Source organism: Brucella sp. (assembly GCF_032066345.1).
GTDB classification, from domain to species: Bacteria; Pseudomonadota; Alphaproteobacteria; order Rhizobiales; family Rhizobiaceae; genus Brucella; species Brucella pseudogrignonensis.
Genome location: NZ_DAMBKZ010000012.1, coordinates 44,677 through 68,589, shown reverse-complemented (window position 1 = coordinate 68,589; position 23,913 = coordinate 44,677). Strand labels below are relative to the sequence as shown.

The following is a 23,913-nucleotide window of genomic DNA, read 5'->3' as shown; positions in this document are numbered from 1 at the left end:
CGAAATTGCCCCCTTTGGAGCCGTGATTTTAGACTTTGTTAACGTTTGTAAACGCCGGTTAACCGGTCTTAACGATTGAAAACACGTATTTTTTGAGTCTGGGCTGTGAATAGTACCGCGAATCCGCTGAATGGATATCCAAATGTGGCTTTAGAAGCAGCTTTGCGGCGATGCACTGCCGGATAATAGAGAAGAAGTGACGAATCTCTCCATAATAGTGCGCCTCAGAAAGCTGCTTTTCACAGACTTTGAAGCCCACGATTCCGGCTTATTCACATCCCCCTATATATAAAAGTCCAAAATATACTGAGAATTTTGACATTCCGCGCTCAAATCGCTTGAAATGATCAACCGTACCGGCTATCTCGCCCTTACCGGAGAGGTGGCCGAGTGGTCGAAGGCGCTCCCCTGCTAAGGGAGTAGACCTCATAAGGGTCTCGTGGGTTCGAATCCCATCCTCTCCGCCACTGTCATCAACATGATGATTTCCTCCTTAGAGCACTTGAATCCTCTCTGTTAGACGCGCTGTTTTGCCATTTTTTGCCACGCAGTAAGTTTTGGCATCGTTGGATTCCAGCTCCTGACTTTTTTTGCCTTTGCATTCAAAAAGATCAAGCTGTTGAATTTATGGTCTTTTTTGACTTCTTGTCGATTCTTGACTGGAGGTCAGAAATGAACATCAAGAGCCTTCTTCTCGGCTCCGCTGCAGCTCTCGTTGCAGCTTCCGGCGCTCAGGCAGCAGACGCAATCGTCGCGCCAGAGCCAGAAGCCGTTGAATATGTCCGCGTTTGCGATGCTTACGGCGCTGGCTACTTCTACATCCCAGGCACCGAAACTTGCCTGCGCATCCATGGTTATGTTCGTTATGACGCAGCTGCTGGCCGCGATGCCTACAATGGCTACGACGCAAAAACCTGGAACAAAAACACGCGTTTCACGCTCCGCACGTCGACTGCGACCGAAACCGAACTCGGTACACTCAAGACCTACACTGAAAACCGCTTCAACTTCACGAACGGTGAACAGGGCAGCCACACGCTGAACTTCGCATACATTCAGCTCGGCGGCCTGCGCATGGGTCTCGATGAATCGGCGTTCCACACCTTCACTGGTTACCTCGGCGACATCATCAACGATGACGTGGTTGCTGCTGGCGTCTATCGCACCAACCTGATCAGCTACACCTTCACCGGTGGCAACGGCTTCTCGGCTGTGTTGTCGCTTGAACAGGGTGGCGACGGCTATCAGATCGACGGCGATTTCGATGGCGATGGCGATATTGAAACCGTTGAGTTCTCAAACCGTATTGATGATTACATGCCACACGTTGTTGGTGGCCTGAAGTACGCTCAGGGTTGGGGCTCGATCGCTGGTGTTGCTGCTTACGACGCAAACCTCGAAGAATGGGCCGGCAAGGTTCGTTTGGACGTAAACGTGACCGAACAGTTCTCGGTCTGGGTACAGGGCGGCTATTCTTCGTATGAAGGTAACTACGGCATGTACGGCAACTGGGGCGGCGATTGGGCTGTCTGGGGCGGTGCAAAGTTCAAGGCTACCGACAAGGCAACCTTCAATCTTCAGGGTGCTTACGAAGATTGGGGCAAGACCGCAATCGCAGCAAACGTTGCTTATCAGCTGGTTCCTGGCTTCACCATTACTCCAGAAATCAACTACACCCGTTGGGATAGCGACCATCCAGCTCGTCTGGCTGGCGACATCGCAAACAAGGATGCATTCGGCGGCATCATCCGCTTCCAGCGTTCGTTCTAATCTGAACTACGCTTAAGCATCTGACGCCAACGGGAAACCGTTGGCGTCGTCATTTGGGGAGCGTTCACAAAAGCGTGAACAAAATTCTTTCGAGATGGGGATCTCGACGGAATTTGAAATGGGGGAGTTGCGGGGACGAACAAATTTGGGGGCGAGAGGTTCTATTAGAGGATCAAAACATGTCTCCACATAAAGTTAGCTCACTTATCTTGTACTCGATGAATTATTTCTCTATGCATGTTTCCCATAAAAAAATGGGGGACTTGCTATGATCGTCGTTGGGGGCACGAGGATCGATGGAGGCGAAGCTTATTCGCCGGTCATCGACTACAACCTTGAATACACATCAGTCAGAAGCCAGAATCACAGGCTCGTAGAGCAATTTTCGCTCGCTGAACTGGCTGGAAAGTATATCAACATCCTTTGGGATGACGGCTCACACAAGTATAATGTGAAATCGTTCCTTGGTGAAATTGATGAGATTCTGAAAGGCGTGCGCTTTTCAGGATTTGATCAGGAAATGCTCGACTCCGTCATAGGTTCGCTTCGTGAACGCAGCAACAGCAATGCAACCATCAATAGAAAGATGGCTGCGCTGAGCAAGCTGCTGCGAAAGGCGCATAAGATGGGGGACATCTATAATCTGCCGGAGTTTGTCCGACAGAAAGAGCGTGCAGGACGGATTCGGTTCCTCGAATATGAGGAAGAAAAGCGCTTGTTTGCGGCGGTTAAAGCACGTTGCGAGGACAGTTATCGCCTCAGTATTTTCCTTGTCGATACAGGTTGCCGCTTAGGCGAAGCCATTGGGCTCACCTGGAATGACATTCAGGAACATCGTGTTACGTTCTGGTTGACGAAGTCGAACCGCAGCAGAACGGTTCCGCTTACAAAACGAGCAAGAAAGTCTACGGATATTGCGCATGAGCGGCTTAAAGGCCCCTTCTCCATGCTCAATCAGGTACGTTTCCGCCAGATTTGGAATGATGCCAAAATCGAAGTCGGGCTTGGAACCGATGATCAGGTCGTACCGCATATCCTGCGCCACACCTGCGCGTCTCGCCTTGTTCGAGGTGGAATAGATATTCGCCGCGTACAGATGTGGCTCGGCCATCAGACACTACAAATGACGATGCGTTATGCTCATCTCGCTACTCATGATCTCGATTCTTGCGTGAAAGTTCTCGAAATTCGATAACGAGAATATTGAATAATGATTTGGTTTCGCGAGTTTGCGCGAAATCCGCTCGTTTGAAGTAAGTTAGGGTATGTGTGTCGCGCAATTCGACAAAACTCGAGATGCGCAGATTCACTCTGGCATGACGCTGAATACTGATTCCCACCTGAATTGAAGCCCAAGATCCAGCTTTCCAAAGCACGCCTTGCGTCGGACGTCGTGCTGATTCGGTTCTTAACGGGTAGTTTCTTCAAAAGGATCAATAATCAGGATTTACATAACTACCTTTGAAATACCTGAGACTGTCGCCATCAGAATATGCGTGGGGGTTATTCCGTATCGGACGCCGATTTGGTGCGTTGCGGCATATCCGATGAGACTTTAACTTCATTATTGAATTTCCCCTATTCGTGATGTGGCAAGACCCGACGCAAATTGCTATTCCTGCTTGATCTTTTATCGAACGCCCGAGCAAATAATTGACGGTGAATTGACATCACCTTCGGTTCTGCTGCCTCATCCACCAGACCAAGTTGACCGGAAACACAATGGCATCGCCTCGTCTTACGCCGCTTGTTGAAAGCCTTCCCTCCACTGTCCCGTTCATAGGCCCTGAAACACTGGAGCTACAGCGCGGAAAACCTTTCGTTGCCCGAATCGGTGCTAATGAAAGCAGCTTCGGGCCTGCCCCATCTGTCATTGAAGCCATGAAGCAAGAGACATCCGAAGTCTGGAAATATGGTGATCCAGAAAATTATGCGTTACGCCATGCTATCGCAGCGCACCATGGCGTGAAGCCAGAGAATGTCATGCCCGGTGCAGGTGTTGATGCTTTGCTGGGACTTGTTGTCAGGCAGTATGTTCAGCAAGGTGACAAGGTCATCAACTCTTTGGGCGGCTATCCAACGTTCAATTATCACGTTGCAGGCTTCGGTGGCACCTTACTGACAGTTCCTTATCGCGACGACAAACCTGATCTTGATGTGCTTATCGACAAAGCACGCACTGAAAACCCTGCGCTGCTTTACATCGCGAATCCAGACAACCCGATGGGTACGTGGCACGAGGGATCGGACATTCAGGCCTTCATAGAGCGAGTGCCTGAAACGACGATGTTGATTCTCGACGAAGCCTATTGCGAGACGGGGCCAGCATCTGCCTTCCCACCATTTGAGTTGGAACGTCCCAATATTCTACGTATGCGCACTTTTTCAAAAGCTTATGGACTCGCCGGAATTAGGGTCGGCTATGTTCTTGGCTGCGCAAGTGCAATCAAATCATTCGACAAGATTCGCGATCATTTTGCAGTTAATCGAATTGCACAGGCTGCGGCAATCGCAGCATTAAAGGACCAAGAATATTTGCGCGACGTGGTTGAACAAATCCATGGTGGACGCAATAGAATCGCAAAAATAGCCGAGCAGAATGGGCTGAAGCCGATTCCCTCTGCAACGAATTTCGTCACAATTGATTGTTGCCACGATGGCGCCTTCGCCACTTCTGTTCTCAATGGTTTGATTGAGCGAGATATTTTCGTTCGAAAGCCCGGCGCGCCCGTTCTTGATCGCTGTATTCGTGTCAGCGTCGGTGTGAAAGCACAACTGGATAAGTTTGAGATAGCCTTGCCTGATGCGCTGGCTGCCGCTCGAAACGCTTATAAAACTGCTTGATAGCGGAGATACTTCATGTCGATCCAACGGAATGATCAGCCTCGCAATGCTCTGTTCGGCACACTCGCTGGTCTATGCGGGGCTCTGGCAATTGTGTCTTATGCAGGTGCGGCTCATGGTGGGGAAAACCATCTTGGCACTATCGCACCAATGCTTCTGGGTCATGCTCCAGCTCTGCTTGTTTTATCGCTGATCGTGCCAAACAGTCGTGTAGCGAATATTGGCGGGGCATTACTGTTGGTCGGGTTGGTCTTGTTTTGCGGAGACCTGTTTATGCGGGACATGACCAGTAACAGACTCTTCCCAATGGCAGCGCCTACAGGCGGAAGCCTGATGATTCTTGGCTGGCTCGTGGTCGGTATCAGCAGTTGGTTCAAGAAAACCTGATTTTATAATGCGGAAACTTAACCAGAAAAAAAGGCCTTGCAAATCTGCAAGGCCCTCTCTCCAAAACGGGTTAAGTTCAAACCGACTTATAAGCCGTCTCAGATTTGGGTTTATGAATTGCCCTTGAGGCGTGCATTGCAGAGGCTGTAATAACCGCCGCCCTTCTGAACCCACTTCAAACCACCAAGTGCATTGGCGTCTTTCAGAGTGTGATACTGCTCAAGGCAGGTGTGCATACGTGCCTTGCCAGCAGATTCGCTAGAGTATTTTGCCGAAACAGCCGTTGGGAATTTGACACCCTTTGGTGCCGCTACTGTTGGAGCAGCAGGTTCAGAATTGCCATCCGTGGTGAGTGCTACAGCATCAGCACCTGGACCACATTCCGCTTTACGGAAGTCATTCCATTTGGCACCGCCGTCAGTACCGGCATCTTTTGCCGCCTGATATTTGGCACTGCACTGCTTCATGGTAAGACCTTTGGCATCATCTGCAGCTGTCGTGGCTGCACTTTTCGCCGGTGCGGCAGCTTTCTTTGCGGGAGCTGCTGGAGCAGCCGGAGCTGCAGCTGCATCATCACCACACTGGGCTTTGCGGAAGTCGTTCCACTTTACATCGCCAAGCGTGCCAGCATCTTTGGCGGCCTGATATTTCGCGCTACATTCTTTCATCGTCAACGCGCTTGCAGGAGATGAAAAAGCAAAGGCAGATGCGCCTAGAATGATTGCGGTACCAGCAAAGGCTGTAATGGTACGAATAGACATCTCGTCGCTCCCTATCGGATACGGACTATTGATTTTGTTGCATTCGGATTAGCGCTGACCGCTCAAAGCGATCTATTCAGAATATCCGGCCTGCTTTGCCGGTCTTCACACCTTGTAAATTTGTCTTCACCACCAAGCTTGATGCCAGACAAGTTGACTGTCAATCACTCTCTTAATATTACCACTGTCTACAATACAAAAATTCTAACCGTCATTCTTTAGTCGTTACGTAAATTTGAATGACGCGAAGTAAATATACAGTAATTCCATGATCTTGTCTCAGCTTTATTGCAACACAGTTAAAACCCGGAGCTTGCCCAGATGATAAAAAGGATCATGATCATTGGTGGCGCAGGTTCGGGAAAGTCCACCCTCGCCCGTTCGCTTGGTGCAATCACCAAATTACCAGTTGTTCATATCGACACCATCTATTGGCTACCCAATTGGACAATGCGCTCTCGGGACGAAATCGGCCTTCTGAGCGATGAGGTTGCGGATCGCGATGAATGGATATTTGAAGGCAATCACAGCGAAACAATGGCGCATCGCGCAGCACGCGCCGACATGATTATTTTTCTGGATATCTCAACCCCAACACGCGTTTGGCGCGTCCTGCGCAGAACACTTCGCCATTACGGTCAATCCCGTCCTGATATGGCGGAAGGCTGTGACGAGCGTTTTGATTGGGAATTCCTGAAGTTCGTGGCTAATTACCGCAAAAACGGGCGTATTCGGGCAAAATCTTTTCTGGCAAACGCCCCTTCGCATCTGAAAAAGCATCATCTACGCAGTCCCAAGGATGTAGAGCAATTTCTCAGTGAAACTCGCAACGAAATAATCCGAAAAAATGAGCGGTCAAAGCCGAGCTAAAATAAAAATGCGACGTTCAAAATAACAATATTGCTAGCAGTGCCGTCGGGCATCCGCGATGCTATATTTGCGAGGTCTCCCAAGACTTGGCGCTGGCGCGTGGCACATTATCCATCGGATCAGCGGGAATATGCATACACTCAAATGGCGGATCATTGCTCCGGCCCTTTGAGTAATCTTGTCCGAATTTCCGGTTTTCGCAGTTCTGGAGTTAAATGTGACCGATATCGCAGATAGCGCCTCCCCGCTTGTCGATGTGACCAGCACACTGGGGGTCGATCGTCATCGCCTTTATGAAGATGCAATCGCCATGTTGATTGGCACTTCATTCATTGCGTTGGGTATTACGCTTTATAGTCAAGCGACGCTTATGACAGGCAGTACGGCAGGCATCGCGCTGCTGATCCAGTATGCCACCGGCATCGGATTTGGCTTGCTTTATTTCGTGATCAATCTGCCGTTCTACTATTTCGCTGCAAAGCGGATGGGCTGGCCATTTACAATCAGAACGTTCATCGCCGTCGCGCTTCTATCTCTCTTTGCCAAACTCATCCCTCTATGTGTTGATTTCAGCTCAATCAATCCGCTCTTTGCAGCGCTTATGGGCGGCACACTTATGGGCATGGGCGTTCTGGCACTTTTCCGCCATCGTTCCGGCGTGGGCGGCGTCAATATTCTGGCGCTTTACTTGCAGGACGCCTATGGCATTCGCGCTGGTTGGTTTCAGCTCGCGCTCGACATTATCATCATGCTCGGATCGCTGTTTTTCATCCCGTGGGAAAACATGCTTCTGTCGCTTGTGGGTGCGATTGCGATGAACGTTATCATCGCAATCAACCACAAACCAGGGCGCTATCTCGGGATCAGCTGAACAAAAAGCCGCCTCATTGGGCGGCTTTTTGATTTTTACATTCCGTAGTTCAGTGCGAAGTCATCCACTCGCGTGCACCACGCAGTGCCGCTGCCAGCTCGCTCTTGCTCATCGTCGCTGCAACCTGATTGCGCATACGTTCGGCTTTCTGGTTGCCACGGATTGCTGCAATGTTAAGCCACTTGTGTGCTTCGACGACATCAATTTCGCAGTCGCGGCCGATGGCGTATTTCAAACCCATCTCCAGCAGGATACGATCCTGAGAACCTGCCTTGTCGTGCTGTATAACGCTCTGAAACTGTGTCATTTTCGTTGTCCCTGTTAAATCCCGAGAACCGTCCGCTCTTTGTTTCCGTGACTGGCTTTCACCGGCCCGGAACCGTCGGATCTGTCGTTCCGTTCATGGTCTTTAAGATAGGCGACAGGATTAAAATGCACGTTAAACCAGATGCTTAACAACGCGACAACGAAATCCCAACAAGGAGTAAATTTGGGATTTTGTTAAACATCCAAGCTTCGCGAATTGCAGCGTTTTTCCGAAATTGCCGCTTTTTCATCCACAGTGCTTGGAAACCAGATGATAACCATGGCATCGATTGGCTTTGTTGAGAAAGTGATTATCGGCGAATTCGAAGCCACCAATTATCCCTCTTCCGCTTCGGACCAAACTCGATTACGTTTACGTTTGCGTAAGTTTTCTGCAGAGCTGAAAATAGAGAGCTTTGCGGCATTTTGGGAGGAATGCATGATCCGCACTTTTATTATGGGAATGACCGCCGCCGTAGCACTGACGGCAGGCTTAGCCGCACCAGCATTTGCTGAAGAAGCAATTGTCGGTACTTGGAAACGCCCGAATGGTACGATTATCAGCTACGCAGCTTGCGGCGGCGGTAAATATTGCGGCACAGTGCAGACCGGCGAATATAAGGGCAAGTCGATTGGCACAATGTCTGGCAAGGACGGCAGCTACAAGGGCAAAGTCAACAAGCTAGACGAAGGCAAGACTTACACAGGCAAGGCCAGTGTCAAGGGAAACACTCTCTCACTTTCGGGCTGCGTCATGGGCGGCTTGATCTGCAAGAGTGAAAGCCTCGCACGGCAGTAAGCGAATAAAATAAGAAAGGCGGCTTCTAAGCCGCCTTTCTTTCAAGCATTTCTGACCAAAGCGAATTAGCGCGCCTTCTGGCCAAAAAGGATTTTCTGCGCTTCCTTGTCATTGGCGAGGTTAGACTTTTCGCGCTCTTCCTTGCCAACCAAGAGACCACGCTGAACGGCAGGTCGTGCATTCATGGTTTCATACCAGCGCTTGAGGTTAGGGAAATCCTCCAGCTGCTGATCATAGTTTTTGTACGCGTTGATCCAACCAATGCTGGCCATGTCAGCGATAGAATATTCGCCTGCAATATAGTCTTTGCCTTCGAGTTGACGATTCAGGACACCATAAAGACGGTTGACCTCATTGGTGTAGCGATCAATGCCATATTGCACCTTTTCCGGCGCATAAACGCGGAAGTGCCCGGCCTGACCCGACATGGGACCAAGTCCACCCATTTGCCACATCAGCCATTCATCAACGGCGACACGCTTGCGTTCATCCGTTGGATAGAACTTTCCAAACTTCCGGCCGAGATACTGAAGAATTGCGCCTGATTCAAAAACCGAGATCGGCTCGCCGCCCGGCCCTTCCGGGTCGATAATCGCTGGCATACGGTTATTGGGTGCAATTTTGAGAAAGTCCGGTTGGAATTGATCGCCCTTACCGATGTTCACATATTTGACTTCGTAAGGAACGCCTAGTTCCTCCAGCATGATGCTGATTTTGAAGCCATTCGGGGTAGGCCAATAATAAAGCTCAATGGGTTTTGTCTGCTCAGCCATGGGTATCTGTCTCCCGCTTTCTTGGCTTTGTCCGTATTTCCAATGCGGGTTAACATAAGCGCCGTGCAGCCCGGCACAAGTGCGAAGCGATCAAGTTAGTGAAACATCAATATTTTTGAACGCCGGATGAATGCAGCTCTCAGGAGCAGTTCAGGTCGCATCCTTAAACTCAAGCCCGTAGAGCAAACGCTTTTAAAGCCGGGGGAATTATGCTGCTGTGGCGAGTTACGATTGTCTGTTTAATGATTGCCGGTTTTGCGATCATCGCGAGCCTTTTTGTTGATCGCAAATATGATGTTTATCGCGACCAGCCGGTCGTTGGCCCTATCACAGCAATGCACCTCAAGCATGTGGACGGAGACAGGCGGCTATGATCTCGCGTTTCCGTATTTCAGCAGGGATTGCGCTTCGTGTCCTGCTTTTCACCGCCGTCTTCACCGGCCCTGCCGCAACCTTCGCCTACACCCAAATAGGGCAGAAAGCGCAAATGAACGGGGTCGGCCTCGTACTGTATGTAAGCCTTCAAAGAAGTGCTTAAACAGGGACATGCGCGTGTCATGGAGTTTGCTATACTAAGTCATGACACAGCGAATCGAACAAACTTTCATCCCTGATATCAAAACCCCTCCCTTCGTGGAGCCGGAAGTTTTTACCGATGCAAGTGCGGCGGTTGCCGCACTGCGCAAGCTTTATGATCGCAACACCGCGTTCCTTCGCACGGCTTTTGAGCAGCTGGCAAAGGGAGAGGCTCGCCCTCAGCGTTATCGCGCTTTTTATCCCGAAATCTGCCTGTCCACCTCCAGCTTTGCGCATGTAGATACGCGTCTCGCCTTTGGTCATGTGACTACGCCCGGCGATTACGCGGCGACGATTACCCGGCCAGATCTGTTCGACCATTACCTCAACGAGCAAATTCGCCTGCTGATGCGCAATCACGGCGTTGCGGTCACCGTTCGGGAATCGGCAACACCAATTCCGATTCACTTTGCCTTCATGGAAGGCACCTATGTCGAAGCATCGGTTGCCAATGCTTTTACGCATCCGATGCGCGATCTCTTCGATGTTCCGGATCTGGCTGCAACCGACGACAAGATCGTCAATGCCGATTTCGATCCTGTTCCCGGTGAACCAATGCCGCTGGCGCCGTTCACGGCACAACGCGTTGACTACTCTCTACACAGGCTTGCGCATTACACCGCAACCAGCCCCAAGCATTTTCAGAACTTTGTTCTATTCACCAACTATCAGTTCTATATGGACGAATTCTGCGCTTATGCGCGCAAGCTGATGGCAGACGGTGGCGGCGGCTATGATAGCTTTGTTGAGCCAGGCAACGCGATAACACGCGCAGGCGAATCCGAGCCGAGCAGCGGCATTCCGCTACAGCGTATGCCACAGATGCCTGCCTATCACCTTCAACGCGCCGATCATTCCGGTATTACCATGGTCAATATCGGCGTTGGCCCATCCAATGCAAAGACCATCACCGACCATGTTGCTGTGCTGCGTCCACATGCATGGCTGATGCTGGGACATTGTGCCGGTCTGCGCAACACTCAAGAGCTTGGCGATTACGTACTTGCTCATGCTTATATGCGTGAAGACCACGTTCTTGATGACGATCTTCCTGTTTGGGTGCCCTTGCCCGCACTTGCCGAAATTCAGGTAGCACTTGAAGAGGCGGTCGAAGAAATAACTGGCCTTGAAGGCTATGACCTCAAGCGCATCATGCGCACTGGTACAGTCGCAACAATCGACAATCGAAACTGGGAGTTACGCGACCAGCGCGGACCGGTTCAGCGCCTTTCACAGGCGCGTGCAGTTGCGCTTGACATGGAGTCTGCCACGATTGCTGCCAATGGGTTCCGCTTCCGCGTACCATACGGCACGTTGCTCTGTGTTTCCGACAAGCCTTTGCATGGCGAACTGAAACTGCCTGGCATGGCGACAGAGTTCTACAAGCGGCAGGTAGCACAGCATCTGCAAATCGGTATTCGTGCGATGGAAAAAATCGCAGCCATGCCTGATGAGCGACTGCATTCGCGCAAGCTCCGTAGCTTCTTCGAGACAGCTTTCCAGTAGGTATGAGGCAGTAGGGCAATAGGTAGTTAGGGCAGTATGTATTTTGAAAGCATACTGCCCTTTTCCAAATTCCCCTATTCCATCATCGCGCCGTAATCAGCGGCTAGGTGCGTACCATGTCAAAACGCCGCGAAAACCTTTCATTGCTCCTACTGATCACCGCTGTTCTGGTGTCGGTCCCTCTTGTGCTTGGTTTTCTTGGATCAGCGCATCCAATGCTCGATTCATTCGGGCATTTTCGACCACATCTAGCGATTCTGATGGGTTTGCTGGCATTGCCGCTCTTGTTCACAAAGATGCGGCGTGAAGGTGCAATGATCCTGCTTTTTGCGATCCTTGCTTTCAGCACGACGCTTGGTGCCGCACGTAATCTTCTCAACGGATCATCTTCTGCACAGGCCGATGTGCCGACGACCGGCGCACGTTACAGCCTGGTGCAGATCAATCTGCGCTATAACAACCCTGAGCCTAAACGCGTTATGCAGATGGTTGCGCAGGAAAAGCCTGACGTTATCACCTATCAGGAAGCCGGTGCAGATTGGGCAATGTGGATCGACATTCTGAAGGGTACTTATCCTTACCATTTTGAATGCCACAAAGACGGAAGCAATATGGGCGTTGGCATTCTGTCCCGCCGCCCATTCAGTGAAGGTAGCGCTCAGTTGTGCCTTGGCGATGATCGCCTTGCCATGACTTCTATCGATTTTAGCGGCACGAGCGTGAATGTAGCAGCATATCATGCTGTGCTTCCGTGGCCATATGGTCAGGCGGCGATCATCGATGCATTGGTGCCAGAATTGCAGAAATTCAGTGGCCCTATGATCATCGCTGGCGATTTCAACGCTACGCCATGGAGCAATGCTGTCCATCGCATCGAGAAAGCTTCGACCACCAAGGCGATGACTGGTATCGGTGGCACATGGATGTTGCAAAACCTTCCGATAAAACTCGCGCCTTATGTCGGCCTGCCGATCGATCAGGTTCTCGTAAGCCATGAAATCGAAGCGCCCGCTGCAACCACACGCGAGGACGTCGGCTCCGATCACTTGCCAATCAGGCTTGAGTTTTCGGTTCCGATGCCGGTACGTCCAGACACTGACGAGCCGGAAACTCAATCAGTCATGCTCTCTTTTTGAAGCGTTAGAGCGACCTTTGTGCCCCCGGCACTCTAATAAAAAAGGCGGTTTAAAACCGCCTTTTTCAATTACATGTTTCCGCAAACACTACATTGTTCACGTAAACTGGTCCCTCGCCGACATCGTTCTCAACGGCGGTCGATACGGACACAGTTCACGCAAACATTACATGTTTACGTAAACCGGTCCTTCGCCGCCTTGTGGCGGAACCCAGTTGATGTTCTGGTTCGGGTCCTTGATATCGCAAGTTTTGCAATGCACGCAGTTCTGCGCATTGATCACAAAGCGAACATCCTTGGCCTGCGGATCAGCCGCGGAATTGCCGTCAGCATCCACCCATTCATAAACACCTGCAGGGCAATAGCGCGTCGATGGACCTGCAAAGACATCATGCTCTGATGTCTGCTGCAGCTTCATGTCAGCCACATGCAAATGAACTGGCTCGTTTTCGTCATGGTTTGTGTTCGAAAGAAACACCGACGAAAGACGATCAAAAGTCAGAACGCCATCCGGCTTCGGATAATCGATCTTCTTGTGCTTTGCTGCTGGCTCAAGGCTTTGCGCATCGTTCTTCCCATGCTTCAGCGTACCAAAGAATGAGAAGCCAAACAGCTGATTGGTCCACATATCAAGACCACCGAGAGCAACACCCATAACCGTTCCGAGCTTCGACCAGAGCGGCTTCACATTGCGGACCTTCTTGAGATCCTTGCCGATAGCGCTGTTACGCCAGCTGTTTTCGATTTCAATCGGCTCATCATTGGCACGACCAGCGGCCAAAGCTTCCGCAATCTTGTCGGCAGCAAGAATGCCCGACAGAACTGCGTTATGACTGCCCTTGATGCGGGGAACGTTGACTAAGCCAGCCGAACAGCCGATCAGCGCACCACCCGGGAAGGACAGTTTTGGCACTGACTGGAAACCACCTTCGGTAATCGCGCGCGCGCCATAAGAAAGGCGTTTGCCACCCTCGAATGTATCGCGGATCGCCGGATGCGTCTTGAACCGCTGGAACTCTTCAAACGGCGACAGATAAGGGTTCTTGTAGTTGAGATGCAGTACGAAGCCGACTGCAACCATATTGTCTTCAAGATGATAGAGGAACGAGCCACCGCCGGTCTTCATATCAAGCGGCCAGCCAAATGAATGCTGTACCAGACCCGGCTTATGCTTGGACGGATCGACCTGCCAGAGTTCCTTAAGGCCGATACCAAACTTGGCTGGTTCACGACCTTCATCAAGCTTGAACTTCGCGATCAGTTCCTTTGCCAACGAGCCGCGTGCACCTTCACCGATCAGAACATATTTGCCAAGCAGCGCCATGCCGCGCGTGTAATTTGGACCGTGCGAGCCATCACGCTCGACGCCCATATCACCAGTAGCAACACCGATTACAGCGCCTTCATCATTATAAAGCACTTCGGTGGCAGCAAAGCCCGGATAGATTTCAACGCCCAGCTCTTCTGCTTTCGTGCCAAGCCAGCGGCAGACATTGCCGAGTGACACGATGTAATTGCCGTGATTGTTCATCAGCGGTGGCATGGCGAAATTTGGCAGACGCACCGAACCCGCAGGACCAAGCAGCAGGAAATGGTCAGCGGTCACAGGGGTCTTGAACGGATGCCCCTCTTCCTCGCGCCAGCCTGGCAGAAGCTGATCGATACCACTTGGATCAACAACGGCGCCCGACAGGATATGCGCGCCAACTTCCCCGCCCTTTTCAAGAACGACGACTGAAAGCTCCGGATTGATTTGTTTAAACCGAATAGCCGCAGCAAGGCCTGCAGGGCCTGCGCCGACAATCACAACATCAAATTCCATGCTTTCGCGTTCGGGAAGCTCCTGGCTCGCGATTGCTGGGGCTTCAGACATTCTAGGCCTCCGTCTGGTGTAACTTCATCACCCACTAATGGAGTGGGCGTGAAGCATCCAATTGTTTTTACTCATGATCCTATCGCGAACGGCGATAAACCGCTTTTATACAGATAGGCTTCCCCATATTGGTCTTACCCTGTCGCAGAGTTAAAGACTGTCGCATATGCGTCCAATTGTCCAAAATCGCCGCAATACAAGCATTCATAATATTGACCTTAACGTAAACGTCAAATTTTAAACAGCCGATTTAGTGATTATGGGCTATTGTGACGCAACGTAATTCTGCGTGCCCAAAGGCCGCCCCCATCTTCGAGAGAGACGCTTTAATCAACTCTATGAACCGGAAATATGCGCTCTGCTATTGCATTCAACACCAAAATTCGCCACCTCAGTTTGTGAGGTGTAAAATATGATCGATGACCGGGAAACGCTGGATATGGAAGGCTTGCTCCGCTTTTACGCGGAAGCGGGTGTTGACATGCCGCTTTCCGATACGCCGATCGATCGATTTGCAGAAGCTCAGCGTCAGCCGGTACGTTCAGCTCCCGCGCAGCAGGAAAACAAATCAACTTCGTCAGCGGACCGCTCGCGCGCGCAACAACAGCAACCGCGTCAGGCAGCAACGCCCTCACCGACCAGCCGCCCTGTGCAGGCTGCATCCGATGTTCCGGATAATGCGCAAATTGCACTGGCCCGCGAAGCCGCTTTACAAGCCGCAACGCTTGATGAGCTGCGCGAAAAACTTGCAGCCTTTGATGGCTGCAATCTCAAATTCACCGCCAAAAACCTCTGCTTTGCAGATGGTGATCCGTCGTCAGACATCATGTTCGTAGGTGAAGCGCCGGGGCGTGATGAGGACATGGAAGGCTTGCCATTCGTTGGCAAATCCGGCCAACTTCTCAACCGGATGATCGAGGCTATCGGCCTCAAGCGTGAAGGCGTCTATATCGCCAACACTATTCCTTGGCGTCCGCCGGGTAATCGTACGCCAACCCCCGTCGAAACAGAACTTTGCCGCCCGTTCATTGAACGGCAGATCGAACTTGCAGCCCCCAAAGTGCTTGTTGCGCTCGGCGGTCCAGCTGGCAAGGCTTTGACAGGTGCGACTGAAGGCATTCTACGGTTACGTGGCAATTGGAAAGTGCACCGCACGCCGTCGGGTATTGAGATCCCGGTCATGCCCACGCTGCATCCGGCTTATCTCTTGCGTACGCCTGCGCAGAAAAGATTTGCCTGGCGCGATTTTCTTGCAGTGAAAATGAAGCTTGCGGAACTGGCTGAATAATATTCCCAGATTGCACGTATCAGACAGCGAATTGTCACTAACATGCCGCAAACATACATTATTCCGCCGCTTGCACTATATCCGAACTCGACAAACGTTCTTTAAGCTTAGTGCATCGGGGAGGTTTTCATGGCCGGCCAGCTTCTGCCTATAGCTGCCTTGCTTGCAAGCACATTTCTAATGCTGCTTGCCGGTGGACTTGCAGGCATTCTCCTGCCAATCCGCGGAGGCGTTGAAGGCTGGTCAACGACCACAATTGGCTGGATGGGAACGACCTATGCGCTCGCTTTCACCATAGGCTGCATTGTTATTCCTCATCTGGTGCGGCGCGTCGGGCATGTGCGTGTATTCTCGGCACTACTCACGCTTCTATCAATCGCGTTGCTGCTTCATTCGCTGATTGTAAACCCTTATGCCTGGATGATTTTCCGCGGCATCGCAGGCTTCTCGCTTGCAGGCTCCTATATGATTATCGAGAGCTGGCTCAATGAACGCGTCACCAATGAAACGCGTGGCAAGATTTTCTCGATCTATATGATTATTACCATGCTTGGTCTCATGTGTGGCCAATACATCCTGCCATTTGGTGATGCGACGACCGTAACGTTATTCATCATCTGTGCGATCATTTATGCCAGCGCCCTGTTGCCAACCACACTTTCCAGCGCTCAGTCACCAAATCCGCTGACGCAAGCTTCTCTGGACCTAAAGGGGCTTTATAGACGCTCCCCCGCAGCAGCCGTCGGATCTTTCATCGCGGGCATAGTGGCCGGCACATGGAGCTTCCTCGCCGCCATCTATGGTGAAATGAACGGCCTTTCGACCTTTGGCATCGCCACAATGCTGGCCTGCGCAATGATTGGCGGCGCTATCTTCCAATATCCACTCGGGCGCGCTTCCGATATTGTGGATCGCCGTTTCGTCATGGTTATCGCGGGCGCTATTGGCTTTGTGCTCTCAGCCATCATGCTGCTGGTTCATCCGACCTCGCCCTATGCGCTCTACATCATGATGTTTCTGTTCGGCTCGGTACTTTACTCGATCTACAGCCTTAACGTAGCCCACGCCAACGACTATGCCGACGCGAGTGAATTTGTTAAAATTTCTGGTGGCTTGCTTATCATCTATGGCACAGGCAGCATGGTCGGCCCGGCCTTATCCGGCCCACTCATGGATCTTATGGGGGCATCTGGGTTCTTTGTAACTATGGCACTCGCTTATGCAGTCTATGGTCTGCATGCTTTCTGGCGTATTCGCCGTTTCGAGCGACCAGCAGTCAGCGATCAAAAAACAGAGTTCAAAATCTACACGCCAGACGGTCAGCCTACACCTGAAACAATGCAGCTTGATCCGCGCGCAGAAGGTTCACCGGGACAGGCGTAATTCTACTGTGCCTGTTGTGGAGTATTGGTTTTGTGAGGCGCGATCGCCAACTGATGCTCACGGTAGATGATATAGCCGCCAGCGCCCATAACGATCACGCTGCCAATCAGCATCTCAAAAGTTGGAATATCCCCGAAGAATAAAAACCCAATGCCGAGGCCGAGCAGCATTGAGGTATATTCAAATGGTGCAATGGTACTCATCGGGGCATGCCGATAGCATTCGGTCAGCAGAATTTGCGCAATCCCGCCCGCAATACCTGCGCCAATCAGCATTGCGAGCTGAGGCCAGCTCGGTGCAACCCAACCGAACGGCACACTAACTAGCGCAATAACACTTGCTGAAATCGAGAAATAGATAACGATTGTCGATGTGCGTTCGGTCTGCACAAGACGACGCACCAGCATCATGGCAAAGGCAGCCATCACGGCGCCGCCCAATGCCGCCAAGGCGCCCATGGCTTCATTATGTCCGACATTGCCTTCCGCAAACAGCGTCATGCGCGGCCAGATGATAATCATCACACCGAACAAGCCGATGACGACCGCACTCCAGCGATAGAGCCGGACCACTTCATGCAGAATGAGTGCGCCAAGAACAACGGCGATAAGCGGTGATGCGTAGTTGATTGCAATTGCTTCCGGCAAAGGCAGCTTGGTCAGTGCATAAAAGCTCAGAGACATCGCGCCAACGCCGACCATGCCGCGCCAGAAATGGCTGAACCCATGGCGGGTTTGAAGAATGCCGGATAGCTGCCCGCGCAACGCAAAGTAGACCAGGATGGCAAGGACTGCGAAAAAAGATCGGAAGAATATTAACTGGCCAAGCGGGATACCATCTGCAGCCTTGAGCAAGGTCGACATACCGACAAAAACAGCGACGGAAGCGACTTTTAGGCTAATGCCCAGCATTGGATTGTTTTGAAGCAGATCAGGCTCGGCAGTTTCGCCGGTCTGAACATTTGCGGAGGCCGCGTCCGGGAGGGACTTCACAACGCAGTTCCTTAAACGGGGGATGCAGGAGCAAGGCGGGAAATTACAGTTATTGCGCTATCCATAGGCTTGTTCGCAACAAAGTGCCAGCCAAGCAAAGATCAGTAATTAAAAAATATTGAGCAACTTCGCTTTTCTTGTCGTTTGCTAAAAAGCCGGATACGACTCTCGTATCGAAGTGATCACAAAGAAGAGTTTCGCAATGCGTACTGAAACCGGCCAGACATTCCGCCTCGAAGATTATCGCCCGACACCTTACGCAATTCCTCAAACGAAACTCGATTTCACACTTGAGCCCGAGAAAACGATCGTTCGCGCCGAACTGACTATTGAGCGCCGCGCTGGAACGGCTGCTGATACACCACTTGTTCTGGATGGTGACGAGCTGAACTTCGTCAGCATCAGCCTGGATGGGAAGGCGCTCAATGATAACAGCTACTCAGTGACGCCGGATAAACTCGAAATCACTGACCTTCCCGACGCTGAGCGTTTCACTCTGGAAATCGTCACCGAAGTGAACCCCACTACAAACCGGCAGCTTTCCGGGCTTTACCGCTCAAGCGATGTCTATTGCACGCAATGCGAAGCAGAAGGTTTTCGGCGCATCACCTATTATTATGATCGTCCGGACGTTCTCTCAGTTTATACGGTTCGTATTGACGCCGAAAAGGCTGCTACACCAATACTGCTCGCAAATGGCAATCCAGTCGAGCACGGCGCTGTCGTCGGTAATGCCGACAGGCATTTTGCCGTCTGGCACGACCCACACCCCAAGCCTTCCTATTTGTTCGCCCTTGTTGCTGGCCCGCTTGATGTCGTGAAGGATCATTTCACGACACAATCAGGGCATCCTGTCGACCTCGCCATCTATGTTGAACATGGCAAAGAGGATCGCGCACTTTATGCGATGGATGCGTTGAAACGTTCCATGCGTTGGGACGAAGAAAAGTTCGGCCGCGAATATGATCTCGATGTCTTCAACATCGTTGCCGTCTCGGACTTCAATATGGGGGCTATGGAAAACAAGGGCCTCAATGTCTTTAACGACAAATATGTGCTGGCCGACCCGGAAACGGCAACGGATGTCGATTATGCTGGCATCGAAGCCGTGATCGCGCACGAATATTTCCATAACTGGACCGGCAATCGCATTACCTGCCGCGACTGGTTCCAGCTGTGTCTCAAGGAAGGCCTGACAGTTTATCGTGACCATGAATTTTCGGCCGACGAACGCTCGCGTCCGGTAAAGCGCATCGCAGAAGTGAAAATACTGAAAGCCCAGCAGTTCCCAGAAGATAGCGGTCCTCTTTCACATCCGGTACGCCCACGTGAATATAGCGAGATCAACAACTTCTATACGGCGACTGTTTATGAAAAAGGTTCGGAAGTGGTGCGTATGATCCGAACGATCATCGGCCCCGAACTGTTCCGCAAAGGTATGGATCTCTATTTTGAGCGCCATGATGGCGATGCTGCAACCATTGAAGACTTCATCAAAGTTTTTTCCGATGTCTCCGGCCAAGACTTCTCGCAATTTGCGCTCTGGTATGATCAGTCGGGCACACCAAAGGTTGAAGCGAGCTTCAGTTTTGATGCGGCAAAAGAAACTTACACCATCAGTTTCACGCAATCCCTCGCACCCACGCCCGGTCAGCCGGTAAAAAAACCGATGCATATTCCGATCGCCTTTGGCTTGTTGGGATCGGATGGCAAAGATATTCAACCTTCCTCTGTCGAAGGTGGAGATGTGCACGATGGCGTCATTCATCTGCATCGTGTTTCGGAAGCGATCACGTTCCATGGAATCAAGGAACGCCCAGTCCCCTCGCTGTTGCGTGGTTTTTCCGCCCCGATCAATCTGGTCTCACCGCTTAACTCGGAAGACCGAGCCTTCCTCGCTCTCAATGACAGCGACCCGGTTGCCCGCTGGCAGGCTCTGACCGGCATCTTTACACAAGCCTTGCTCGAAGGCGCTAAGAGAGTGCGTGGCGGCTACTCGCCGGAGACCGATGCCAAAATTATCGAACTTGCCGGACGTATTGCCTCGGACAAGACCCTTGATGCCGCTTTCCGTGCACTATGTCTGACTTTGCCAAGCGAAAGCGACATTGCGCGTGAGATGGGCGAGAATGTTGACCCGGATGCAATCTATGCAAGCCGCGACCATCTGATTGCTGCGATTGGTTCCGCCTATGCGAAAGACTTCGCAGCACTTTACACACGGCTGGAGCAACAGGATGCATTCTCTCCTGATGCTGTATCAGCGGGCAAGCGTGCTTTAAGGAATGTGCTGCTTGATTACCTCAGCCGTCACGAGAATAGCCCGGCGCGTGCTGCACAGCAGTTTGCAGACGGCGACAACATGACCGAACGTGCAGCAGCCTTAAGCGTTCTGGTGCATCGCTTCGGCGATAGCCATGAAGCTCAGGGGGCGCTTGCGTCATTTGAAAGACGCTTCGGCGACGATGGCTTGGTGATGGACAAATGGTTCATCGTGCAGGCAACCCGACCGGGCGACAAGGCACTTGAAGCCGTTCGAGCTTTGACGAAACACAAGCTGCTTTCGTTTGATAATCCGAACCGGGTACGCGCATTGATCGGCGCATTCTCGGCGAGCAATCCGACGGGCTTCAATCGCAAAGATGGCGCGGCTTACAACTTCTTTGCCGATATCATTCTGGCAATCGACCCAGAAAACCCGCAACTCGCAGCTCGCCTTCTCACAGCACTGCGGTCGTGGCGTTCGCTGGAAGATACCCGTCGTGAACATGCTCGCGCAGCCCTCGCCCGCATTGCAGGGACGCAGAAGCTGTCGACTGATCTTCGGGACATCGTCGACAGAACGCTTGCTTGATTCGCGAATCAGCTGATTGATTCTCTACTTCATCAAACTCGGCCTCTGAACAGTGCGGGGTTGGCCGTTGCGCAGATATTCAAGCAAAGCTGCATAAAACCTGAAAAGGCTTCCGGCTTTCATGAGTCTTTTCAGGATGTTAGAAGAGCACGCTCTCAAACTGATTCCGCTTAACAGATTGAGATTCAACGGAAAATCCAAAATCGCGAATGGTGTTTTTTACGTCTCGTTAACGAATTCACTGGACAGCACGAATCACTTTTGATTCATTGATGTTGTTCGGAGATGGCGTATTCCGAAACATTTTGAGTAGAGATTTCAGTTCACGCGGCAAAAGCAGTTCTGGGCGGACAGCGCTTTGAGCGCATCTTGGGAACTGTTACGGCAAATCAAAGAGGGGCCAATAGATGGCGAGCACCGACGCGTACGACGCGACGGCGGGGAAGCATCGCGACTCCGGACGGAAGCGAAAGAAAGGCAGGCTTTCTGGCCATGCCAAGCTTCTTGCAGGCCCTGCTTATGGCAAATTCGCAGCGGTTGAACCCGCGTTGCGCCGCCTTGTTCCGGCTCTCATCATCATATTCCTGATCATACTCGGTGTGGCTCGTGTTTTCTCGATGCTGTCATGGCGCGAAGACATTGAGCTTCAGCACAAAGCCGCCCTTTCTGCTGCAACGGCCAATCTGGCGCAGATGATTGAGCGTGCAGCCAATGGAACGCAGGCTGGCGCTCAGATGTCGCCCAAAGACCTCGATAATACAATTGCCGAATTTCGGTCGCGCGGACTGTCCTCCAGCGGCATGACCGTTGCTCTGGTCAATGATGACTCCGTTATCGTCACCGCTTCCGGCCCTGCAACGGACATCATCGGCAAACGGGCTGACGATGTGTTCAGCGACATCCAACCGCTTTTCATGTTTGCGGAGCGCGCAGGCGTTCTGACCATCGTCATGAACGGTGAGGCCGCTTACGGCACGGTATCCAAACCTATGACCGTGCCCTATGCGATTGTAGCCGCGGAACCGGAAAGTACGATCTTTGCCGAATGGAAGCGCGCAGTCTCCCTGAACGTGACGCTGTTTGCAGGCACGACAGGCGTGATGTTTGCCATCCTTTATGCCTATTTCAGTCAGGCAGCGCGCGCTCGCGAAGCTGACGACCTTTCCGGGCAGATTCAGCGCCGCATCGATATGGCGCTTGCGCGTGGCCGTGGTGGTCTATGGGATTGGGACATGGCGCGCGGACGCATCTACTGGTCGCGCTCAATGTATGAAATGCTTGGTTATGAAGCGCAGGATGCGGTTCTCGCCTTTGGCGACGTGTCAGCGATCATCAATCCAGAAGACGGCGATCTCTATTCAATCGCTGAACAGGCTGCGGCTGGCGACATTTCCCACGTCGATCGGGTATTCCGTATGCGCCATGCCGATGGTTCATGGGTCTGGATGCGAGTTCGTGCGGAAATTGCCGCAGAGAATGACCTGCATCTGGTGGGCATCGCCTTTGACGTCAGCGAACAGCACCGTTTTGCGCAGCAAACGGCTGAAGCCGATATGCGCATCCGTGAAGCTATTGAAAACATTTCCGAGGCCTTCGTTTTGTGGGATGCCAATAATCGTCTGGTGATGGCAAATTCCAAGTTCAGTGAATATGCGGGGCTTCCAGTCTGGACACTGAAGCCAGGCGTTCCGCGCAATGAAGTCGATGCCCATACACGCCCATTCAGCTTTGAGCGTCGCATGGCCAACGAGCATAACCGTGCGGGTGGTCAGACCTTCGAACGACAGCTGAGCGATGGACGCTGGTTGCAGGTCAACGAACGCCGCACGCAGGACGGCGGACTTGTTTCCATCGGCACCGACATTACGCAGATCAAGCAACATCAGGAACGTCTGGTTGATAGCGAACGTCGCCTCATGGCAACCATTCACGATCTTTCGATAGCCCGTAAGGGCGAGCGCGACCGCGTTCGTGAACTGTCGGAACTGGCTCGTAAATATGGTCAGGAAAAGGAACGCGCGGAAGCTGCAAACCGCGCGAAGTCTGAATTCCTCGCCAACATGTCTCATGAGTTGCGCACGCCGCTCAACGCGATTATCGGTTTCTCCGAAATGATCCAAGCCGGCACTTTCGGGCCACTTGGTTCCGATCGCTATGAAGAATATATCAACGACATTCACACCAGCGGCAACTTCCTGCTCAACGTTATCAATGACATTCTGGATATGTCGAAGATCGAAGCTGGTCATTTCTCACTTGATCGCGAAGAGATAGACCTTTGCCCGCTGATCAATGAAACCGTACGCATGATCTCGCTTCAGGCAGACGAAAAGAACATCACAGTCGAGACGCGTATCGAAGAAGCGATGCAGCTCAATGCAGACCGTCGTGCGGTCAAACAGGTGCTGATCAATCTGCTTTCCAATGCGGTCAAGTTCACCTCGCATAACGGACACATCACTGTACGCGCTCGTAAAACCGGATCGGCTCTTTTCATGACCATTCAGGATACAGGCGTAGGCATTCCAAAGTCTGCCTTGCGGAAAATCGGCCAGCCGTTCGAGCAGGTGGAAAACCAGTTTACCAAGACGCATAGTGGCTCAGGTCTTGGCCTTGCAATTACGCGCTCACTTGCAGAACTGCATGGTGGCTGGCTGCGCATCCGCTCGACCGAGGGCATTGGCACTGTAGTTTCCGTCTGCATTCCAGACCGCAGACAGAAAGCCATCGTCAGTCATGAGGCAGAAATCCACGCAGCCTGATTGGCGCTAGAGCATTTCACGTTTCAATTTACCCCATGAAAATGCGCCATCTGTTTGCTTCGGGATGCGCTTAATAGCAAGGCGTGAAGATGCTGACGCATCACGCCTTGAAAAAGTTCAATCGCCACTTGGGCTTAACCAAAACTCCATGAGTCATACTCAT

At 51.9% G+C, this 23,913-nt stretch carries 19 protein-coding genes and 1 tRNA gene; 15 read left to right on the top strand and 5 right to left on the bottom strand.

The features are described 5' to 3' along the window. Positions 1-376: 376 nt before the first annotated feature. The 5 genes from RT142_RS15595 to RT142_RS15575 all read left to right on the top strand — a co-directional run bounded on the left by RT142_RS15595 (position 377) and on the right by RT142_RS15575 (position 5,001). Positions 377-467: transfer RNA gene (locus RT142_RS15595), tRNA-Ser, on the top strand. A 205-nt stretch (positions 468-672) separates the two neighbouring features. After that, positions 673-1,770 carry a porin gene (locus tag RT142_RS15590; RefSeq protein ID WP_007874255.1) on the top strand — a complete coding sequence of 366 codons (1,098 nt, stop codon included), beginning with the start codon at positions 673-675 and terminating at the stop codon, positions 1,768-1,770. A 268-nt stretch (positions 1,771-2,038) separates the two neighbouring features. Further along, positions 2,039-2,965 carry a tyrosine-type recombinase/integrase gene (locus RT142_RS15585; RefSeq protein WP_237853573.1) on the top strand — a complete coding sequence of 309 codons (927 nt, stop codon included), beginning with the start codon at positions 2,039-2,041 and terminating at the stop codon, positions 2,963-2,965. 527 nt (positions 2,966-3,492) lie between these two features. Further along, positions 3,493-4,614, top strand: coding sequence for a pyridoxal phosphate-dependent aminotransferase (locus RT142_RS15580; protein WP_313029817.1), 1,122 nt, complete (start codon positions 3,493-3,495; stop codon positions 4,612-4,614). 15 nt (positions 4,615-4,629) lie between these two features. Continuing rightward, complete coding sequence (locus RT142_RS15575) at positions 4,630-5,001, top strand: DUF423 domain-containing protein (RefSeq protein WP_313029815.1); 372 nt, start codon at positions 4,630-4,632, stop codon at positions 4,999-5,001. A gap of 110 nt (positions 5,002-5,111) precedes the next feature. Here the strand turns inward: RT142_RS15575 and RT142_RS15570 are convergent, their stop codons facing one another. After that, positions 5,112-5,762, bottom strand: a complete 651-nt coding sequence (locus tag RT142_RS15570; protein WP_313029811.1) for an antifreeze protein — start codon at positions 5,760-5,762, stop codon at positions 5,112-5,114. Between the two features lie 321 nt (positions 5,763-6,083). Here RT142_RS15570 and RT142_RS15565 point away from each other — a divergent pair, with 321 nt between their 5' ends. Next, complete coding sequence (locus RT142_RS15565) at positions 6,084-6,632, top strand: DNA topology modulation protein FlaR (RefSeq protein WP_313029808.1); 549 nt, start codon at positions 6,084-6,086, stop codon at positions 6,630-6,632. A gap of 217 nt (positions 6,633-6,849) precedes the next feature. Then, the gene (locus RT142_RS15560; RefSeq protein ID WP_112805180.1) at positions 6,850-7,503 is read left to right on the top strand and encodes a YitT family protein; all 654 of its coding nucleotides are present in this window, start codon (positions 6,850-6,852) and stop codon (positions 7,501-7,503) included. A 49-nt stretch (positions 7,504-7,552) separates the two neighbouring features. Here the strand turns inward: RT142_RS15560 and RT142_RS15555 are convergent, their stop codons facing one another. Further along, positions 7,553-7,810 carry a sel1 repeat family protein gene (locus RT142_RS15555; RefSeq protein WP_064320365.1) on the bottom strand — a complete coding sequence of 86 codons (258 nt, stop codon included), beginning with the start codon at positions 7,808-7,810 and terminating at the stop codon, positions 7,553-7,555. Between the two features lie 438 nt (positions 7,811-8,248). Between RT142_RS15555 and RT142_RS15550 the strand changes: the two genes are divergently transcribed. Then, positions 8,249-8,608 carry a DUF2147 domain-containing protein gene (locus tag RT142_RS15550; protein WP_313029804.1) on the top strand — a complete coding sequence of 120 codons (360 nt, stop codon included), beginning with the start codon at positions 8,249-8,251 and terminating at the stop codon, positions 8,606-8,608. A gap of 65 nt (positions 8,609-8,673) precedes the next feature. On the opposite strand, the gene RT142_RS15545 is transcribed toward RT142_RS15550, so the two are convergent. Further along, complete coding sequence (locus RT142_RS15545) at positions 8,674-9,381, bottom strand: glutathione binding-like protein (RefSeq protein ID WP_112805064.1); 708 nt, start codon at positions 9,379-9,381, stop codon at positions 8,674-8,676. Between the two features lie 370 nt (positions 9,382-9,751). On the opposite strand from RT142_RS15545, the gene RT142_RS15540 reads away from it, so the two are divergent. The 3 genes from RT142_RS15540 to RT142_RS15530 all read left to right on the top strand — a co-directional run bounded on the left by RT142_RS15540 (position 9,752) and on the right by RT142_RS15530 (position 12,599). Next, the gene (locus tag RT142_RS15540; RefSeq protein WP_007874239.1) at positions 9,752-9,919 is read left to right on the top strand and encodes a hypothetical protein; all 168 of its coding nucleotides are present in this window, start codon (positions 9,752-9,754) and stop codon (positions 9,917-9,919) included. A gap of 41 nt (positions 9,920-9,960) precedes the next feature. Beyond that, positions 9,961-11,463 carry an AMP nucleosidase gene (locus tag RT142_RS15535; protein ID WP_064320363.1) on the top strand — a complete coding sequence of 501 codons (1,503 nt, stop codon included), beginning with the start codon at positions 9,961-9,963 and terminating at the stop codon, positions 11,461-11,463. Positions 11,464-11,579: 116 nt separating this feature from the next. Next, positions 11,580-12,599: an endonuclease/exonuclease/phosphatase family protein gene (locus RT142_RS15530; RefSeq protein WP_112805066.1), complete on the top strand. Its 1,020-nt coding sequence runs from the start codon at positions 11,580-11,582 to the stop codon at positions 12,597-12,599. Positions 12,600-12,764: 165 nt separating this feature from the next. Here the strand turns inward: RT142_RS15530 and RT142_RS15525 are convergent, their stop codons facing one another. Next, a complete protein-coding gene (locus RT142_RS15525) occupies positions 12,765-14,471 on the bottom strand; it encodes an electron transfer flavoprotein-ubiquinone oxidoreductase (protein ID WP_112805068.1) in 1,707 nt (568 codons plus the stop codon). A 412-nt stretch (positions 14,472-14,883) separates the two neighbouring features. On the opposite strand from RT142_RS15525, the gene RT142_RS15520 reads away from it, so the two are divergent. Both RT142_RS15520 and RT142_RS15515 read left to right on the top strand, forming a co-directional pair. Next, positions 14,884-15,759, top strand: a complete 876-nt coding sequence (locus RT142_RS15520; protein ID WP_112805070.1) for a uracil-DNA glycosylase family protein — start codon at positions 14,884-14,886, stop codon at positions 15,757-15,759. Between the two features lie 129 nt (positions 15,760-15,888). Continuing rightward, entirely contained in the window at positions 15,889-17,142 is a 1,254-nt protein-coding gene (locus RT142_RS15515; RefSeq protein ID WP_105518314.1) for an MFS transporter, read from the top strand. Positions 17,143-17,144: 2 nt separating this feature from the next. Here RT142_RS15515 and RT142_RS15510 read toward each other — a convergent pair whose 3' ends face one another. Beyond that, positions 17,145-18,053, bottom strand: coding sequence for a DMT family transporter (locus tag RT142_RS15510; RefSeq protein WP_039859604.1), 909 nt, complete (start codon positions 18,051-18,053; stop codon positions 17,145-17,147). 283 nt (positions 18,054-18,336) lie between these two features. Between RT142_RS15510 and pepN the strand changes: the two genes are divergently transcribed. Next, a complete protein-coding gene (pepN, locus tag RT142_RS15505; protein WP_112805183.1) occupies positions 18,337-20,988 on the top strand; it encodes an aminopeptidase N in 2,652 nt (883 codons plus the stop codon). A gap of 407 nt (positions 20,989-21,395) precedes the next feature. Further along, positions 21,396-23,750, top strand: a complete 2,355-nt coding sequence (locus RT142_RS15500) for a PAS domain-containing sensor histidine kinase (RefSeq protein ID WP_105518312.1) — start codon at positions 21,396-21,398, stop codon at positions 23,748-23,750. Positions 23,751-23,913: the final 163 nt, after the last annotated feature.

Excerpts from the sequence above, each read along its gene's own strand:
- RT142_RS15590 (WP_007874255.1), top strand. The coding sequence starts at position 673 with ATGAACATCAAGAGCCTTCTTCTCGGCTCCGCTGCAGCTCTCGTTGCA.
- RT142_RS15585 (WP_237853573.1), top strand. The coding sequence starts at position 2,039 with ATGATCGTCGTTGGGGGCACGAGGATCGATGGAGGCGAAGCTTATTCG.
- RT142_RS15580 (WP_313029817.1), top strand. The coding sequence starts at position 3,493 with ATGGCATCGCCTCGTCTTACGCCGCTTGTTGAAAGCCTTCCCTCCACT.
- RT142_RS15575 (WP_313029815.1), top strand. The coding sequence starts at position 4,630 with ATGTCGATCCAACGGAATGATCAGCCTCGCAATGCTCTGTTCGGCACA.
- RT142_RS15570 (WP_313029811.1), bottom strand. The coding sequence starts at position 5,762 with ATGTCTATTCGTACCATTACAGCCTTTGCTGGTACCGCAATCATTCTA.
- RT142_RS15565 (WP_313029808.1), top strand. The coding sequence starts at position 6,084 with ATGATAAAAAGGATCATGATCATTGGTGGCGCAGGTTCGGGAAAGTCC.
- RT142_RS15555 (WP_064320365.1), bottom strand. The coding sequence starts at position 7,810 with ATGACACAGTTTCAGAGCGTTATACAGCACGACAAGGCAGGTTCTCAG.
- RT142_RS15550 (WP_313029804.1), top strand. The coding sequence starts at position 8,249 with ATGATCCGCACTTTTATTATGGGAATGACCGCCGCCGTAGCACTGACG.
- RT142_RS15545 (WP_112805064.1), bottom strand. The coding sequence starts at position 9,381 with ATGGCTGAGCAGACAAAACCCATTGAGCTTTATTATTGGCCTACCCCG.
- RT142_RS15540 (WP_007874239.1), top strand. The coding sequence starts at position 9,752 with ATGATCTCGCGTTTCCGTATTTCAGCAGGGATTGCGCTTCGTGTCCTG.
- RT142_RS15535 (WP_064320363.1), top strand. The coding sequence starts at position 9,961 with ATGACACAGCGAATCGAACAAACTTTCATCCCTGATATCAAAACCCCT.
- RT142_RS15530 (WP_112805066.1), top strand. The coding sequence starts at position 11,580 with ATGTCAAAACGCCGCGAAAACCTTTCATTGCTCCTACTGATCACCGCT.
- RT142_RS15525 (WP_112805068.1), bottom strand. The coding sequence starts at position 14,471 with ATGTCTGAAGCCCCAGCAATCGCGAGCCAGGAGCTTCCCGAACGCGAA.
- RT142_RS15520 (WP_112805070.1), top strand. The coding sequence starts at position 14,884 with ATGATCGATGACCGGGAAACGCTGGATATGGAAGGCTTGCTCCGCTTT.
- RT142_RS15515 (WP_105518314.1), top strand. The coding sequence starts at position 15,889 with ATGGCCGGCCAGCTTCTGCCTATAGCTGCCTTGCTTGCAAGCACATTT.
- RT142_RS15510 (WP_039859604.1), bottom strand. The coding sequence starts at position 18,053 with ATGCTGGGCATTAGCCTAAAAGTCGCTTCCGTCGCTGTTTTTGTCGGT.
- pepN (WP_112805183.1), top strand. The coding sequence starts at position 18,337 with ATGCGTACTGAAACCGGCCAGACATTCCGCCTCGAAGATTATCGCCCG.
- RT142_RS15500 (WP_105518312.1), top strand. The coding sequence starts at position 21,396 with ATGGCGAGCACCGACGCGTACGACGCGACGGCGGGGAAGCATCGCGAC.